This is a genomic window from Acinetobacter sp. YH12040 (assembly GCF_013420005.1).
Lineage (GTDB): Bacteria > Pseudomonadota > Gammaproteobacteria > Pseudomonadales > Moraxellaceae > Acinetobacter > Acinetobacter amyesii.
Genome location: NZ_VOZB01000002.1, coordinates 118,930 through 134,067, shown reverse-complemented (window position 1 = coordinate 134,067; position 15,138 = coordinate 118,930). Strand labels below are relative to the sequence as shown.

The following is a 15,138-nucleotide window of genomic DNA, read 5'->3' as shown; positions in this document are numbered from 1 at the left end:
TTAGTTGGGACTATTTATGAGTAAACATCTTATTAATAAACATCACGGCGGTAGCGCCCAGCTTGACGCAGTTCAGCAACAACGTCTTCACCTAATATATCAATCAGTGCGTGGTCAACGTCCGTTGCCATACCGTTGATACTACCGCAAACGTAGATCACGGCACCTTGTTCTACCCATGATTTTAATAAGGTCGCATGGTCACGTAGCTCATGATGCACATAGCGTTTCTCCGCTTGATCACGAGAGAAGGTGAGGTCTATGCGTTGAACTAAGCCTGTGTTTTGCCATGCTTCAATGATGTCTTGATAGAAGAAATCATGTGCGCGTTGACGCTCACCAAAAATCAGCCAGTTTTGCGTATAGCCTTGACGAACGCGTGCATGTAAAAGACTGAGTAAACCTGCAATACCTGTACCGTTACCAATACAAATCACAGGACGATTATCTGCAATCAAATGGAATGATTCATTAGTGCGAATACGCAGTTGTAGTGTGCTATTAATCGCTGCATGTTGTGTTAACCACCCTGAGCCTAAGCCAAGTTCACCCTCTGCATTGGATTGCTGACGCACCACTAAGCGTAATACTTGCTGACTTGGAATACTGGCAATCGAGTATTCACGAGTTGGAAGCGGTGGAAGCTGTTCAAGCAAATGATCAAGGTTGGCAAATGGTTCGACATCCGTATTTAGGTTACGATCCCATAATGCATCTTCAATGCGTTGCTGAGTAGAATCAACCACTTGCTGACTCTGAATCTGGTACTTTTGCATGAAGTTTGCAATACGTTCAGCACTATTACCCGGCTGAATCTCTGCAATATCACCCGCTTGCCAGTTGGCTTCATGTTGCGGTTTTAACTCAATATTAAATGCAGGTGCACCTAAACTGTTCGGGTTGAGTAGATCACGTTTGGTCAATGTCCATGCATCAAAAGTTTTTTCAATTTGCATGTGCTGAAGTTCAAGTTTAGTCGCTTTGGCTAAAGCACTATTCCATGCTTGAATGGCTTGGGTGTCGCCATTATTGACTTCAATCGTGTTAAACAGGGGCTTCGCAGCATTACTCTGCATCCAACGATGAATCGCATGACCAAAGCTACAGAAAGTATCAGGATATTCTTTAGAACCTAAAGCTAATACGGCAAACTGAACATGACTCAAATCGAGGCCTTGTGCCATCAGTTTACGTTCAAAGCTTGAAGCAAGGTCAGGTGCTTCCCCAGTGCCATAGGTACTTGCAACAAATAAAACCTGAGCGGCTTGCGTTAAGTCATCTGCTGAAAGTTGCTGAACAGCTTTCACTGTGACAGGCTGACGAGCCTCTTGTAAGCTTGTTGCTGTACGCCATGCCAATTGTTCAGACTGACCTGTTTGTGATGCATAGCAAATTAACCAAGGCTGTGCATTTGGGTCGATGGTAACTGGTGCTAAGCTTTGACGGGCTTGCTGTGTCAGTTTTTTCTGTTTACGACGTTTGAGATAGAGCATCCATCCTGTGACAAAGAACAGCGGCATCATGAGGGATGCAATAACCACAAAGAACTGATAAATCGGTCCGAAGAAACTACCGCGATGTACAGGCAACATGCTGGTCATGATTTTTTCATTTAGCTTTTTATCTTCGTATAACTCGATATCGGTAAGAGCATCCGTTTTGTAGTTATAAGTCGCTTTGTTGCGAGCACGTTCATGTTGAGGGACGGCATCCACAAAGTTAATTTCTAATTCACCATTGGCTTTTTTCGGAATATTAAAAGTGACACTTGAGTATTCACGACCAATATTTTGATTAAAGCCATTCCAACTTTGGGTAAGGGCAATATTCACTTGTTCTGGTTTTAGACCACGTTTTTCTCCGCGACCTTCAGCACCATGTTTGTTTTCTTGAGCGCCGTGTTCAGAGGGACTCGACGTTGCAGGGTTTCTTTCAGAACGTGCTTGGTGTTCGCCATGAGTTTGTTTTGCCTCAGTGGCTTGTTTTTCACCACCTTGCTTTGCACCCGCCTGTTCAGCAGGTTGTCCATTCGTTTTTGGACCTTCTTGCAATTGGGGCTGTGGACGTTCAACGCCCATGACTTTAAACATGCCATTACGCCACCAATCATAAGACCAGTACAGACCTGTACATGCCAAAATGAGATAGAAAATAATCACCCATGTGCCGACGACTGCATGTAAATCCCATAGGAAATTACGTCCTTTGAGCTTTGGTTTAACTGCAAGCCATTGTTTAACAGAATGTCTCTTTGGCCAACGCAGATATAAACCACTCAATACAAAATAAATCAGCATCAGTGTACATGCGCCGGTAATTTGTTTACCAACAGGGCCAACAGTTAAATTACGGTGTAGCTGCTGTACAAACTGAAAGAATTTTTGACCTTTGATTTCAGGTAAAACTTCGGCTGTATAGGGGTTAACCATCATGTTATAGCCACGACGAGCACCTTCTTTGACAATATTCACGGTACTTGAGGCGGTAGCATCTGAGGCAATAGAGATGCTATTAATTTTCATGTCAGGATCAGACTGACTAAAGTGCTGATAAAGCTCAGCAGGGGTTAGTTTAGGCTGCTGTTGAGCCTGAACCACATAACTGTCCTGATTGATTGCTTTAAGTATTTGCTGTTCATAGGAATAAATGGCACCTGTAACCCCCATGAGCGAGAGTATTAAGCCGGCACTAATCCCCAAGAACCAGTGAATCTGGAAAAGGGTTTTCTTAAACATGATGGATTTAATATTGATAAAAGGTTGCTGAATTGCGACAAATTATAAACGATGATGTAGTAGAGAATGTGGAAAAAGTAAGTAATATTCATTCTCATTATTGTAATTATCAATAATTATTCAAAAATTAAACACATAAAAAAACCTCCAAAGAGAGGAGGCTTTTTATAAACAAATGTCTGTTAGGCTTAAATTGGTTTAGCAGGGCCTACAGTTTCATTTAAATGTTTACGAATGGTCGAAAATGGAAACTTCTTGCTATCCATGCGTTTAGGCAAGATGTATGCGCCGTCTTGACCCTTCACTTTAAAGTTTAAAAGGATGAAGTCTTTAGTGTCATACCATTCATGAATGTCTTTCCAACCGACAGTCATCGTCCCCATGTTTGCGCCCATACGTTGCTGCATAGAGATCCCATGCGGCTGAACACCCATACGGATGCCTTTAATTTCTTGTACAGGGACTTCGTTCAGTTTGCGTTTCGCATACCATTCGATACCGAATTTACGCACAAGGAAGTAAATCACAACACAGACAATAGCTACCCAGCAAAATACTGTTGAATAGTTCTTAATAAAGATGAGGCCCAAAAGTGCCAGTGCAAGAATTGCACCCATAATTAGCCATGCTTTTTTGCCAATTTTGAAGTTACTGCGAGACAGAACAAGTTGAGCATAACGTTGTTCTTCTTCAGAAATTTCATAAGCCACTGGCTCTAGCGTGTAGGCGTATAAATTTTTTGCGGTCATAGTGAAAGTAACAGATTTAAAACTGTAAAAAGTTTAGCATTATTTATACCAATTCAGTGAGTATATTGTTCCAAAATCATCCAAATTATAGCGAAGCCAGTTCAGTCGATGCTTGATCATGCTCATGACTGAGATTTTGTTTCAATTGGCTAAATTGGTTCAACACGTTAAACATCAACGAAAGCTGTTGTAGCACAATCAAGGATTTTTGATCTTCCTCACTGTTTTGTGACAAACGCTGACGGATTTCTTGCAACATATTTTGCGCCGTTAAGTCCGGCACTTCGTCACGTAGTAATGCACCTTGAATGTCATCCGTGGCTTTATCCAATAAGGTTAAGACCTGTTGGTCTTGAATTTTTTCACGATGCGCACCTAAGGCCGCGATATAACTAATAAAGGTGTGATTGAGACACAAAAACTCAAAGGCTAAAGCTTTTTGAGTTGGATCGGTATCGGGTTCGGTAGCTAAGGTGGAAATCAGTGAAGCTACTTCTGCATCGGTATTATGGGCTGCACGACGGACAACACGATAATTCAACCCGTTATTACGACCAGATTTGTATTGTTCAACCACTTCAGCTAAATAATCACACTGCGCTTGAATCGAACGGCTGATGGTTCGAGGCAGGCGACGGAATTTCCAATCTGGGAAAATGAAACTCACACCAAACCATGCCAAGGCACAGCCAATCAGTGTATCAATCATACGCGGCATTGCTGCGGCAAAACCCATGCCATCTAAGTTAAAGTTAATCAGCGCCAAAATGGTAATAAACGCAGTGGCTTGTGCATATTGCTTACTACGTAGTTCAAAAAACAATACGCCACTTAAAATGAGTAGCAATAACTGACCTTCGACAGAAGGGACAAAATATAAAATTGCATAACCTAAAATAATTCCGACCAAGGTGCCAATGATACGTAAATAGAGGCGGCGCTTGGTGGCGTTAAAGTTCGGCTGGCTGACAAACAGGGCAGTCAATAAAATCCAATAGCCATAACTGATATTGGTCACTTGGACAAAAATATAACCAATAAATAACACGGTCGATAAACGCACAGCATGACGGAACAGCACCGATTCAGGGCTCAAATGTTGTTTGAATCGAATGACGATGTCGTCCCAACCTTTTAAATCATCATCTTTTAAACGATTTTCAATCAGGGCTTGTCGGTCAATATAACGCTCGGTTTCGACGTTGCGTAATTGCGCATCAATGCCTTTTAGGTTTTGGTATAAAGCAAATAAAGAGTTGATCCAGACTTCATCGTATTTTTGCTCTTCACGCAGCTTTTCGAGTGACAGTTTTAGATTATGAAATGCATGCTTAAAACGTTGATTATGATGATAGGGTTTTCGCTGTAAGATGCTGATACTTAAATCTTTACAGGCTTTTCCTTGAATTGAAAGCACGCGTTGAAAGCGAAATAAAATATCACTATGTTCAAAAATACGGGTCAATTTTTGATAATCAATATGCGCGGAATCGGCACGTTCATGTATGTCTTGCGCGACAAAATAATATTGTAGGCTACGACGTGTATCTTTTTGTCCACGGTCGCCTTTTAAACGCGTTAATAAGGCCGTTTTCATATCGTTGAAAATGCCAATTAATTTGCCATTTTCGAGCGACAGCTCAATCAAACTTTGCTGGTAACTTTCCGGTGTCATATCGACATCAAACAAGTTAGATTTTGCAAATAAGAAGTCGCCAAGACACGAATAGCTTTGGGCCAATTTGTCCTGAACTTGACGTACAGGAAACAGTAGAAAGCTCAAAGTCGAAAGCAGTCCATACCACATCGCACCGATGACCAATAAACCTGCTTGTGTATACCAATTTTCAAAAAGTTCGACCCCGAGCATGGAATACACGGAGATCACCAGACAGCCATAAGAAATGGTGGCATAGCGACGACCCAATGAACCCAAAAGAATCCAACCGATACAAGACACAATCAGCCCCAAAGCAAATAAAATCGGATGCGGGAACAACAAATAAATGGATACCGCAGTAATAAAGAATCCGATATAGGTATAAATTTGATTGAGCACGCGGACTGAAAAGCGGTCATCGATATCACTTAGACCGGCGGCAACCACACCCAAGGTGAGGGGAATGGTCATCAATTGCTGATCTAAAAAATAAGGGACAAAGGCAGTTCCTGCGAAGGCAATGACCATGCGCAAGTTATACATAAAGGTCGTGTTATAGGTTGCTTGTTTCAGTCGTGCGAGCCAGGCGTTCAAAATTTTTCCTTTGCTAAAGCGATGGGGCAGTAAGCAATGTGTATCGTGTGAATTTTCACATTGAAGCCAAGAAATAATACTATGTGCAGTGTAAACTTGTCTGCAAAACTTGCTTGCGATAAATGAATTATTCTTATGAAAAGCGTCGAATCACAAAAGGAATTTTCTCAACGCTGGATCGTCTTGTTGGCGTTGCTGACTGCTTTGGGGCCACTTTCAATCGATATGTATTTGCCTGCTTTGCCTCAAATGGCTGACGATTTTGGTGTCACGACACAACAAGTGGCCAATAGTCTGCCAGCGTATTTCTTGGGTTTGGCGATTGGGCAGTTAATTTATGGGCCAGTCAGCGACCGTATTGGGCGTAAAACACCGCTGTATTTCGGTTTGGTTTCATATATTTGTGCCAGTTTTCTGTGTGTCTTTGCCAATAGTGAATGGAGCTTGATCGCTGCTCGTGTTTTGCAAGCGTTGGGTGGCTGTGTCGGTGTGGTGATTGCCCGTGCTGCAATTCGTGATCGCTTAAGTATGCAAGCTTCTGCTCAAGCCTTTGCCAGCATGATGATCGTGACAACAATTGCACCAATCATTGCACCTACTTTAGGCGCATGGGTTTTGCAGGTGTTTGAATGGCAATACATATTTGCGGTATTGGTACTTGTCGGTATTTTTTGTCTTTTCTGCGTACATTTTTTCTTTCAAGAAACCCTGCCTGTCGAGCGGCGCTTAAACTTAAGTTTAAAACAAGTCTTAGGTTTATATGGTGCGATTTTGCAAGACGAAACCTTCCGTAAACCGATGCTCACAGGCTGTTTTTCTGGCGCAATTTTATTTTGTTACATCAGTGGCTCATCTGCCATTTTAATGGATGGTTATGGTCTGAGCCAACAGCAATTTGCTTATGTATTTGGTGCGAATGCTTTAGGGATTATGGTGTTTTCGACCCTCAACAAGAAACTTGCAAATCGACTGGATGTTCGCCATCGTTTGCAATTGGGTAATGCACTTCAATTGTGTGGTGTGCTGATCTTATTGGCGGCGGGGCTATTTTATCTTTCATCTATCGTTGTTGTAATGTTGGGCATGTTCTTATGTGTTGCTTCAATCGGCTTCACTGGTCCAAATGCGATGGCTTTGGCGATGTCTGAACAAGGCTCACGAGCTGGCACAGCCAGTGCAATCATGGGAAGTATGCAATTTGCCTGTGGTCTATTGGCTGGAGTGTTTTTGAACTTTTTAGTATGGTCAGCGCTGATCAATATGGCCCTGATTATGCTGCTATTTGTGGTTGTTGCTATGATTACTATGCGCAGTTTAAAAGCTTCAGCCATGGGTTGAGCTGAATGCAGGTGATGACGTTTAGCTGCTTTTGTTTAAACGTCAGTCATCAATGTACGTGTATTAAGCATACGCGTCATTCATTATAAATGTTCATAATCCATAACTATGAATGATTGTGCTATTTTCCCATTGTGAGGTCAGTTTCTATTTTCTAGGAACTTATATCTAAGCAATCATCCACTTGAAAATAATTAATGAAACTGTGCATCATTGTTGTCTTAATCTAAGGAAATAGAATAATTGTTAAATAAGTATTATTTGCATTAAATACATTACGTTATGCTGGATGAATACATTGTGAATGTCTCTATCGGTAATATGTCGGATTTTATAGTTTTTATTGCATACCTACAGGGTATGGGTTTTTACCTTTAAGGTATGAATATTGAGATTTTTTGCCATCTGAATCGGCTAAGTCCGAATTTTAACTAAATATTTCAGTCTATTTTCAGTGATGGATTCAGCGTTTTTGCTTTTTGCTTTCAAGTATTTCGTTTTTGGGGGCTACAAGTTGGGGCTTTAATGCGACTAAAGCACGGATATGCAGCTTTAAATTTGTCCGCTCAAATAGGCGAATAACAAAGCGCCCAGAGTTAGGGCATACAACAATGACAGGACAATAGAGAGCTTAGGATGAAAACTCAAACTGTATTCCACCCAATGAAAACCTTTGTTGTTGCCATGAGTTTGGCAACGGTCTCAATGGCTCATGCAGGCAGCAATACTTCTGAAATTGAACAATTACGTGCAGAAGTTGCAGAACTGAAAAGTTTGATTAAAGCGCAGCAGCAAGTTCAACAACAGCAACAAACAGAGATTCAGCAAGTTAAAGCGCGTCCTGTTGCACCACCACCGCAACCAGCTACTCCAGCTGCAAGCTTAAAATCTAAAACAGGTGCAGATGTAAGTCTTTACGGTTTTGTTCGTGGTGATGCGAACTACATTATTGAAGGTGCGGATAACGACTTTAACAACGTACATACGTCTAAAGAAGAAGCACGAGATAAACTTCGCGCAACTGCAAAAACCACACGTTTTGGTTTAGATTTTACAGCACCCGTCGGTGGTGATGATAAAGTGGGCGGTAAAATCGAGGTCGATTTCAATGGAAGTGGCGAAACTATTCGTCTACGTCATGGTTATTTAACCTTTAACAACTGGTTATTTGGTCAAACGACATCTAACTTCTTGTCTAACCATGCACCAGAAATGATTGATTTCAATACAAACTTGGGTGGTGGTACTACACGTATTCCTCAAGTTCGTTATAACTATAAGTTAGCTCCAGATACTCAATTATTTGTTTCTGCGGAAGAAGGGGATAGTAAAGGGACTGTTGCTGCAGATCCGACGTATCGCCTTCCAAACTTAACTGCCAAAGTGACTCAAGGTTTTGCTGCAGGGAAAGGTACCGCTTCAGCTCGTGCATTGGTTGAAAACTACAAATCTAAAGTTGCGGATGATACAGAAACAGCTTGGGGTGTAGCAGCGGGTGCATCTTATGCAGTGACTGATCAATTGAAATTGAATGGTGATGTTTCGTATACAGAAGGCAACAGCAACTATTTATATGGTTCTAACTCGGCTTACTCTGTGGTAGATGGCAACATCGAGCAAAACAAATTCACTGCTGTACAAGTGGGTGCAACTTATAAGTTTAATGAAAAACTACGTTCGACTTTAGCTTACGGCGCGCTATTTGCGGATGATGGCAGCGCGTATGCGAAAGATGCATCTAACTCAAATGCGAATGAAGAAGCACAGCAAGCTTGGATTAACTTTATTTACGCACCTGTAAAACCAGTTGAACTTGGCTTAGAATATGTGAACGGTAAACGCAAAAACTTTGCGGGTGAATCTTATAACGATGACCGCGTTGGCTTAATGGCTAAATATAGCTTCTAAGCTCAATCATCGAAAAGAATCGATCAAAAAAGCCTGACTCAGTTCAGGCTTTTTTTGTTTAAAAAGGGGATATATCAACGCAAATGAACTCACAGTACTAAGTAGATGGATTCACTAAATCGCCTGAGTCATGATGTCGTACTGGTTAAGGCAGGCGTTGAACCACGTCCTATAATGCATTATGTTCAAATCTTTAATATTTTATATAGATAAAAAATGCGAATGCATTTAAATAAAAACAATTAGATATAACTTTAAATTATAGGAAAATTAACTTTTTGTAATAAAAATTGCTGAAATTTTATTTTACTCCACGCATAATGTGCGACTTTTCTAATCAGCATTCGATTTATTTATTTTATCTATGATGGGAATGCTGTTGTAAGTATCGGTTTAGTTAGAATGAACTGCTTTTATGGATTTGTTTTGTCGAATTGAGTTTTCACTTTTTTAACTCAGGCATACATATTTGAATCAGATGATGAATATTTATGATTGGCAATGAATAGCTGGTAGCCTGATTTATTGGTTAAATTTACAAATTGGAATTGTATTTTAATTAATAAACGCTACTAATTTCTATTAATTGGACTAATAAATATTCTAACCATTTTGGACAAATTATTATGGAATTTAGCTTTAACGCATTTTATACCTTAATTGCGGCGGTGATCGTTCTTTTATTAGGACGTTTTCTGGTAAATAAAATCAGTTTTTTGAGGCGTTACAATATTCCTGAGCCCGTAGCTGGCGGTTTGGTTGCTGCAATAATTTCATTGGTTGTACATAGCATTTGGGGTTATAGCATTACTACGAGTAGTGAATTACAAACCAGTTTTATGCTGATTTTCTTCGCATCCATTGGTTTAAGCGCAAACTTTGCCAAATTGAAAGAAGGCGGAATTGGTCTTGTTATTTTTCTGGTAGCCGTTGCTTCTTTCATTGTTGTGCAGGATGTCGTTGGTATCAGTCTTGCCACTTTATTGGGTATTGATCCACTGATTGGTTTGATTGCAGGTTCAATTACGTTGACAGGTGGTCATGGTACAGCTGGTGCATGGGGTGAAATTCTTGAAGTTGAACACGGTATACAAGGTGCATTAGCTTTAGGTATGGCAAGTGCAACTTTTGGTTTAATCATTGGTGGTATTATTGGTGGCCCATTAGCTAAGTTGCTAATTAATCGTTATCGCCTAGCAACTCCGCGCACGAATGAGCAAATTGAGCGTAGTGATAACACACCACTAGCTGATATTAATTCAACAGAATATGTACCTTTTGAATATCCACATCGTGTTCGTTTAATTACCGCAGATAATGCAATTACGACTTTGGGCTTATTTGCTGGCTGTTTAGCATTTGCTGATTTTATGACGGCTTTCAGTAAAGGTACGATGTTTGAATTACCGACATTTGTATGGGCTTTAGCTGGTGGTGTCATTTTACGTAATGTATTAGAAGGTATTTTCCGCGTACAAATATTTGATCGTGCAATTGATGTATTTGGTAATGCTTCATTATCACTGTACTTAGCAATGGCACTATTATCGTTGAAACTATGGCAGCTATCAGATCTTGCAGGACCATTAGTTGTGATTTTGGGAGCCCAAACATTAACAATGGCACTATATGCTGCGTTTATCACTTTCCGTGTAATGGGCAAAAATTATGATGCTGCGGTTTTAGCGGCGGGTCATTGTGGTTTTGGTATGGGGGCAACACCTACCGCAGTTGCAAATATGCAAGCCATTACCAATATGTATGGTCCATCTCATAAGGCTTTCTTAATCGTTCCTTTATGTGGCGCATTTTTTGTTGATTTGATTAACGCAACAGTTATTCAATTAATTCTTAAATTCTTTGCTTAATTTAGAAAGGCTCTTCAAAAAAGAGCCTTTTATACTTTTGACCATTTAAAACTAGGGTTGAATATGAATGAACAATTAAACGAAACCCTGATGAGCTGGGTCAAAGTTTTTAATGATCCGCTTTGGGATTTCTTAGTCGTATTTTTAGTGGCGGTTGGTATTTTTTATACCTTAATCACTGGTGCAGTTCAGATTCGTCTATTTTTTCATAGTATTAAAGTGATGAAATCTAGCCGTAAAGAAGGCGATGATGAGCATGGGATTACACCATTCCAAGCCTTTGTGACTGGACTGGCAAGTCGTGTCGGTGTGGGTAATGTCGCAGGTGTTGCAATTGCGATTGCAATTGGTGGGCCGGGTGCAGTGTTCTGGATGTGGTTTACCGCATTTTTAGGCATGAGTTCTGCATTTGTGGAGTCTTCACTTGCACAGCTCTTTAAAGTGCGTGATACGCAAAATCAGCAATTCCGTGGTGGTCCAGCGTATTACATCACGCAAGGCTTAAAGCAAAAGTGGTTGGGTGTGGTTTTTGCTATTGCGCTGATTTCAACCTACGGTTTTGTCTTTAATGCGGTTCAAGCTAATGCGATTACAGGTGCGACCTCACATGCGTGGGGCTGGGATAAAGCCAATCTAGTATTGAGTTTGGGCAATTTTAGTTTTGAAATTTCATGGGTAGGGTTATTCCTTGTCTTTATAACAGCGCTGATTATTTTTGGTGGTATTAAGCGTATTGCAAAAGTGGCAGAACGTTTTGTTCCATTTATGGCATTACTTTATTTGGCAGTCGCGCTCTATATCGCTTTTGCTAACTTTGCAATCTTGCCTGATATCTTCCAGTTAATATTCAGCAAAGCATTTGAGTTTGATGCTGCGGCTGGTGGTTTCTTCGGTGCTATGGTTTCTATGGCGATGATGCAAGGCATTAAGCGTGGATTATTCTCAAACGAAGCGGGTATGGGTTCTGCTCCGAATGCTGCGGCAGCATCAGATGTTAAACACCCGGTCAATCAAGGCCTAGTTCAGATGCTCGGTGTCTTTGTCGATACATTTGTGGTGTGTACCTGTACGGCGATCATTATTTTGGCATCTGGCTTGTATGAAAATGCAGGCTTTGAGGGTGTTGCTTTGACGCAAATGGCGCTTGAAAGCCAGATTGGCGCATGGGGAGATGACTTCCTTGCCATAATCTTGTTCTTATTCGCTTATTCTTCAGTAATCGGTAACTATGCTTATGCTGAAGGTAATGTGCAGTTTATCAATAACAATCCTAAGGTCATGTTTATATTCCGCGTAGTCGTCCTCATGATGGTGTACTTTGGCTCAATCATGAGTGTGCCACTGATTTGGAACTTAGCGGATCTCTTCATGGGCGTGATGGCGAGTATTAACCTCTTTGCGATTTTATTGCTGACGCCATTCTTATTGATGCTGATGAAAGACTACACCTCACAGTTAAAACGGGGTGTAAAAGAGCCAGTATTTAAAATGGATGAACATCCAAAATATAAGGATCGCGTTAATTCCGATATTTGGTAAAGTCAAAAATTAACTTTAAAAAGCTCCGTTATCGGGGCTTTTTTTGCTAGACAATGTTTTGGATCTTGATGTGGAAATTCTGCTCGATATTGAAACTTTGAAAGCCAATGACTTCCTAGTCTGTATTTCAATATAATGTGCATTGGTCATCGGCATTAACGAATAATAACAGTGACGTGAATGCGGACTGATTAGACTACTTTTCTCTTTAAATCTCGACTTGCATTTGGAATATCTCTCAATGAAAAGCATCACTGTTTTGATCACTGCATTCGCAATCAGCCTTGTGGGGTGTCAAAGTGTAGGCTCAAAAACGGTTAGCGCTGAAACAACATCACACATTCGAACTTATACAGCAGCACCTGCTCAAGTGGCGAATAACCGCATTGACTTTAAAAAAGTGAAAAAGCAGGAAAAGCGTCCGATTGTTGCTTTGGTTTTAGGAAGTGGTGGGGCACGTGGTTATGCACACATTGGCGCCATTCAGATACTTGAACAGCAGGGAATACACCCTGATTTCATTGTCGGAACCAGTGCGGGTAGCATTGTAGGTTCAATCTATGCTTCAGGTAAAAGTGCCAATGAGTTAAGAGATATTGCCTTAAATATGAAAGCCAATGATGTTCGAGAAATACGCTTGGACAAAAAAGGCTTTTTTGACGGTAAAAAAGTTGAAGATTATATTAATGAGCAAGTTGATGACGTGCCTTTAGAGTTGCTAAAAACCCCAATGTATGTGGTGGCAACCGAGTTAAAAGATGGCAAAAAAGTCGTGTTCAACTATGGCAATACGGGGCAGGCCGTTCGTGCTTCGGTGTCGATTCCGAGTATGTTTATTCCAACGATTATTGAAGATACAGAATATGTCGATGGTGGCTTGGTCAGTCCTGTTCCTGTGGACGTTGCACGCGATTTAGGGGCAGATATTATTATTGCGGTGGATATTTTGGCACGACCGATTCATACCGAAACGTCGAATGTATGGGGCTTGTTTAACCAAAATATCAATATTATGCAAAATCGTTTAGCTCAAGAAGAGCTCAAGCGAGCAGACATTGTGATTCAACCCGATTTACGTGAAAAAGCACATATATTTGATGTGAAAGGGCGTGAAGCGACGATGCTTGCAGGTGAAGAGGCAACCTTGGAAAAACTTGGAGAGATTTCTCGGGTTTATGCTGAACATCAATATAGCAAGGGACATCATATTCCTTATTTAGCAGCCAAAGACTAGGCTGATACGATTCGCAAATTTAAACGCATCCTGTTCACCTAGCAGGGTGCATTTTTATTTCAGCAAAGCATTTTAATTTTTGCTCTCAGCTTTTCCCATGCTCAATAGTATCTAGTAATCATTAATATATTGGATGTTGATTGGTTTTAGGTCTTAATCAAAAGATTTGCCAAATATAAAAATCGTAATAATAAGAAAATATACAGTTAATTATTTGAAATTAATTAAGAAAATCATATTAATTGGTTTTACGTAGATTTTAAGAGTATATACCTATATTAGCATTTTTATTCATGTGCTTACGTTTACCAATACTGTTGAAGTATTTAGAATATCATCAGGTTATTAATACTTAAAACCAATAAATATTTTAAAGGTGGCTGTAGATGAAAACGCTTGATGTAGGACAAAAAGTAAAGCTTGCGATGATGGAAGATAACGTATTTATTGTCACTCATGTACATGTAGATAATTCTTACACGCTAGAAAGTACCAATGATGGTGGACAAAAAACCAGCTATGACAACGTATCTTTCGAGATGTTAAAAGTCTTAGAAGATTAAGTTTAATGCCGTGCTATTTTGAATCGATGGAACAACGCGTTTTAATGAATATGTTTTAAATATAAAACACAGCATAGCGTGGATTAAAAAAACTGATAGATAGCGCGATAACTACTTGTTTATCGGGTGTATATCGTTATCGATATATATTTTACTGAATGATGGTGTGATCACCATAAATAATAATGATGGTTTTTTTGCCGATTTGAACATTTAATTTTGATTAAAATCTATATAATAATCACATTAATCATTGTTATATCACGAGTCTAGAGAAACAAGATGTCCCCATTAGATCAAATTGCGAATGCACTAGACGACCAGTCAGAATTATCGATGTCAGTTTTAATGACTCCTGACATGGCGAATTTTTCGGGTAATGTGCATGGTGGAACGATTCTAAAATTGTTAGACCAAGTCGCGTATGCTTGTGCAAGTCGCTATTCTGGTAGCTACGTGGTGACACTATCAGTTGATAAAGTGAATTTTAAAGAACCAATTCACGTGGGTGAATTAGTGACTTTCCTTGCAAGTGTGAACCATGTTGGTCGTACTTCTATGGAAATTGGTATTCGTGTTGAAGCGCAGAACATTCAAAAACGTACAGTACGTCATACCAATAGTTGCTATTTCACAATGGTCGCTGTTGATGATCAAGGTAAGCCGAAACAAATTCCAGCATTGAATCTAGATAATGACTGGAAACGTTGTCGTTTCGAAGCTGCGGAACAGCGTAAAGTGGCACGTTTACAGGAAAATCATCATCCTTCTTGCAGTATTTATAAAAAGTCGACACAAAGCTAATCGCTTTGGTGGCTGAATTTTTGAAAAGATCGCTTAGGCGATCTTTTTTTATGCTGAAATTCGTCTGGAGAGTGCAGTTGGGATTTGAGTTCCGAGTGTGCGACTAAAGTTTATTCTTCGAAGCTCAGTTAAAGATGGTCATTCAG

At 40.1% G+C, this 15,138-nt stretch carries 10 protein-coding genes; 7 read left to right on the top strand and 3 right to left on the bottom strand.

What is annotated here, in order from left to right:
• Positions 1 to 32: 32 nt before the first annotated feature.
• The 3 genes from FTT99_RS02870 to yccS form a co-directional block, all read right to left on the bottom strand.
• Positions 33 to 2,735: a sulfite reductase flavoprotein subunit alpha gene (locus FTT99_RS02870; protein ID WP_180130075.1), complete on the bottom strand. Its 2,703-nt coding sequence runs from the start codon at positions 2,733 to 2,735 to the stop codon at positions 33 to 35.
• 188 nt (positions 2,736 to 2,923) lie between these two features.
• Positions 2,924 to 3,484, bottom strand: a complete 561-nt coding sequence (locus FTT99_RS02865) for a YcxB family protein (protein WP_180004995.1) — start codon at positions 3,482 to 3,484, stop codon at positions 2,924 to 2,926.
• Positions 3,485 to 3,569: 85 nt separating this feature from the next.
• Positions 3,570 to 5,738, bottom strand: coding sequence for a YccS family putative transporter (gene yccS, locus FTT99_RS02860; protein ID WP_180130078.1), 2,169 nt, complete (start codon positions 5,736 to 5,738; stop codon positions 3,570 to 3,572).
• A gap of 135 nt (positions 5,739 to 5,873) precedes the next feature.
• Between yccS and FTT99_RS02855 the strand changes: the two genes are divergently transcribed.
• The 7 genes from FTT99_RS02855 to FTT99_RS02825 all read left to right on the top strand — a co-directional run bounded on the left by FTT99_RS02855 (position 5,874) and on the right by FTT99_RS02825 (position 14,992).
• Positions 5,874 to 7,076, top strand: a complete 1,203-nt coding sequence (locus tag FTT99_RS02855) for a multidrug effflux MFS transporter (RefSeq protein WP_180130080.1) — start codon at positions 5,874 to 5,876, stop codon at positions 7,074 to 7,076.
• 636 nt (positions 7,077 to 7,712) lie between these two features.
• Positions 7,713 to 8,984, top strand: a complete 1,272-nt coding sequence (locus FTT99_RS02850) for a DcaP family trimeric outer membrane transporter (protein ID WP_180130082.1) — start codon at positions 7,713 to 7,715, stop codon at positions 8,982 to 8,984.
• Between the two features lie 626 nt (positions 8,985 to 9,610).
• Entirely contained in the window at positions 9,611 to 10,852 is a 1,242-nt protein-coding gene (gltS, locus tag FTT99_RS02845; RefSeq protein ID WP_180034498.1) for a sodium/glutamate symporter, read from the top strand.
• Between the two features lie 63 nt (positions 10,853 to 10,915).
• Positions 10,916 to 12,391: a sodium:alanine symporter family protein gene (locus FTT99_RS02840; RefSeq protein ID WP_180130085.1), complete on the top strand. Its 1,476-nt coding sequence runs from the start codon at positions 10,916 to 10,918 to the stop codon at positions 12,389 to 12,391.
• 241 nt (positions 12,392 to 12,632) lie between these two features.
• The gene (locus FTT99_RS02835) at positions 12,633 to 13,625 is read left to right on the top strand and encodes a patatin-like phospholipase family protein (protein ID WP_180130087.1); all 993 of its coding nucleotides are present in this window, start codon (positions 12,633 to 12,635) and stop codon (positions 13,623 to 13,625) included.
• Between the two features lie 386 nt (positions 13,626 to 14,011).
• Positions 14,012 to 14,188 carry a hypothetical protein gene (locus FTT99_RS02830; RefSeq protein WP_171263721.1) on the top strand — a complete coding sequence of 59 codons (177 nt, stop codon included), beginning with the start codon at positions 14,012 to 14,014 and terminating at the stop codon, positions 14,186 to 14,188.
• A gap of 282 nt (positions 14,189 to 14,470) precedes the next feature.
• Positions 14,471 to 14,992 carry an acyl-CoA thioesterase gene (locus FTT99_RS02825; RefSeq protein WP_078192241.1) on the top strand — a complete coding sequence of 174 codons (522 nt, stop codon included), beginning with the start codon at positions 14,471 to 14,473 and terminating at the stop codon, positions 14,990 to 14,992.
• Positions 14,993 to 15,138 lie beyond the last annotated feature (146 nt).

Coding starts and splice junctions, on each gene's coding strand:
- FTT99_RS02835 (WP_180130087.1), top strand. CDS start 12,633: ATGAAAAGCATCACTGTTTTGATCACTGCATTCGCAATCAGCCTTGTG.
- FTT99_RS02850 (WP_180130082.1), top strand. CDS start 7,713: ATGAAAACTCAAACTGTATTCCACCCAATGAAAACCTTTGTTGTTGCC.
- FTT99_RS02825 (WP_078192241.1), top strand. CDS start 14,471: ATGTCCCCATTAGATCAAATTGCGAATGCACTAGACGACCAGTCAGAA.
- FTT99_RS02865 (WP_180004995.1), bottom strand. CDS start 3,484: ATGACCGCAAAAAATTTATACGCCTACACGCTAGAGCCAGTGGCTTAT.
- FTT99_RS02840 (WP_180130085.1), top strand. CDS start 10,916: ATGAATGAACAATTAAACGAAACCCTGATGAGCTGGGTCAAAGTTTTT.
- FTT99_RS02870 (WP_180130075.1), bottom strand. CDS start 2,735: ATGTTTAAGAAAACCCTTTTCCAGATTCACTGGTTCTTGGGGATTAGT.
- gltS (WP_180034498.1), top strand. CDS start 9,611: ATGGAATTTAGCTTTAACGCATTTTATACCTTAATTGCGGCGGTGATC.
- FTT99_RS02830 (WP_171263721.1), top strand. CDS start 14,012: ATGAAAACGCTTGATGTAGGACAAAAAGTAAAGCTTGCGATGATGGAA.
- FTT99_RS02855 (WP_180130080.1), top strand. CDS start 5,874: ATGAAAAGCGTCGAATCACAAAAGGAATTTTCTCAACGCTGGATCGTC.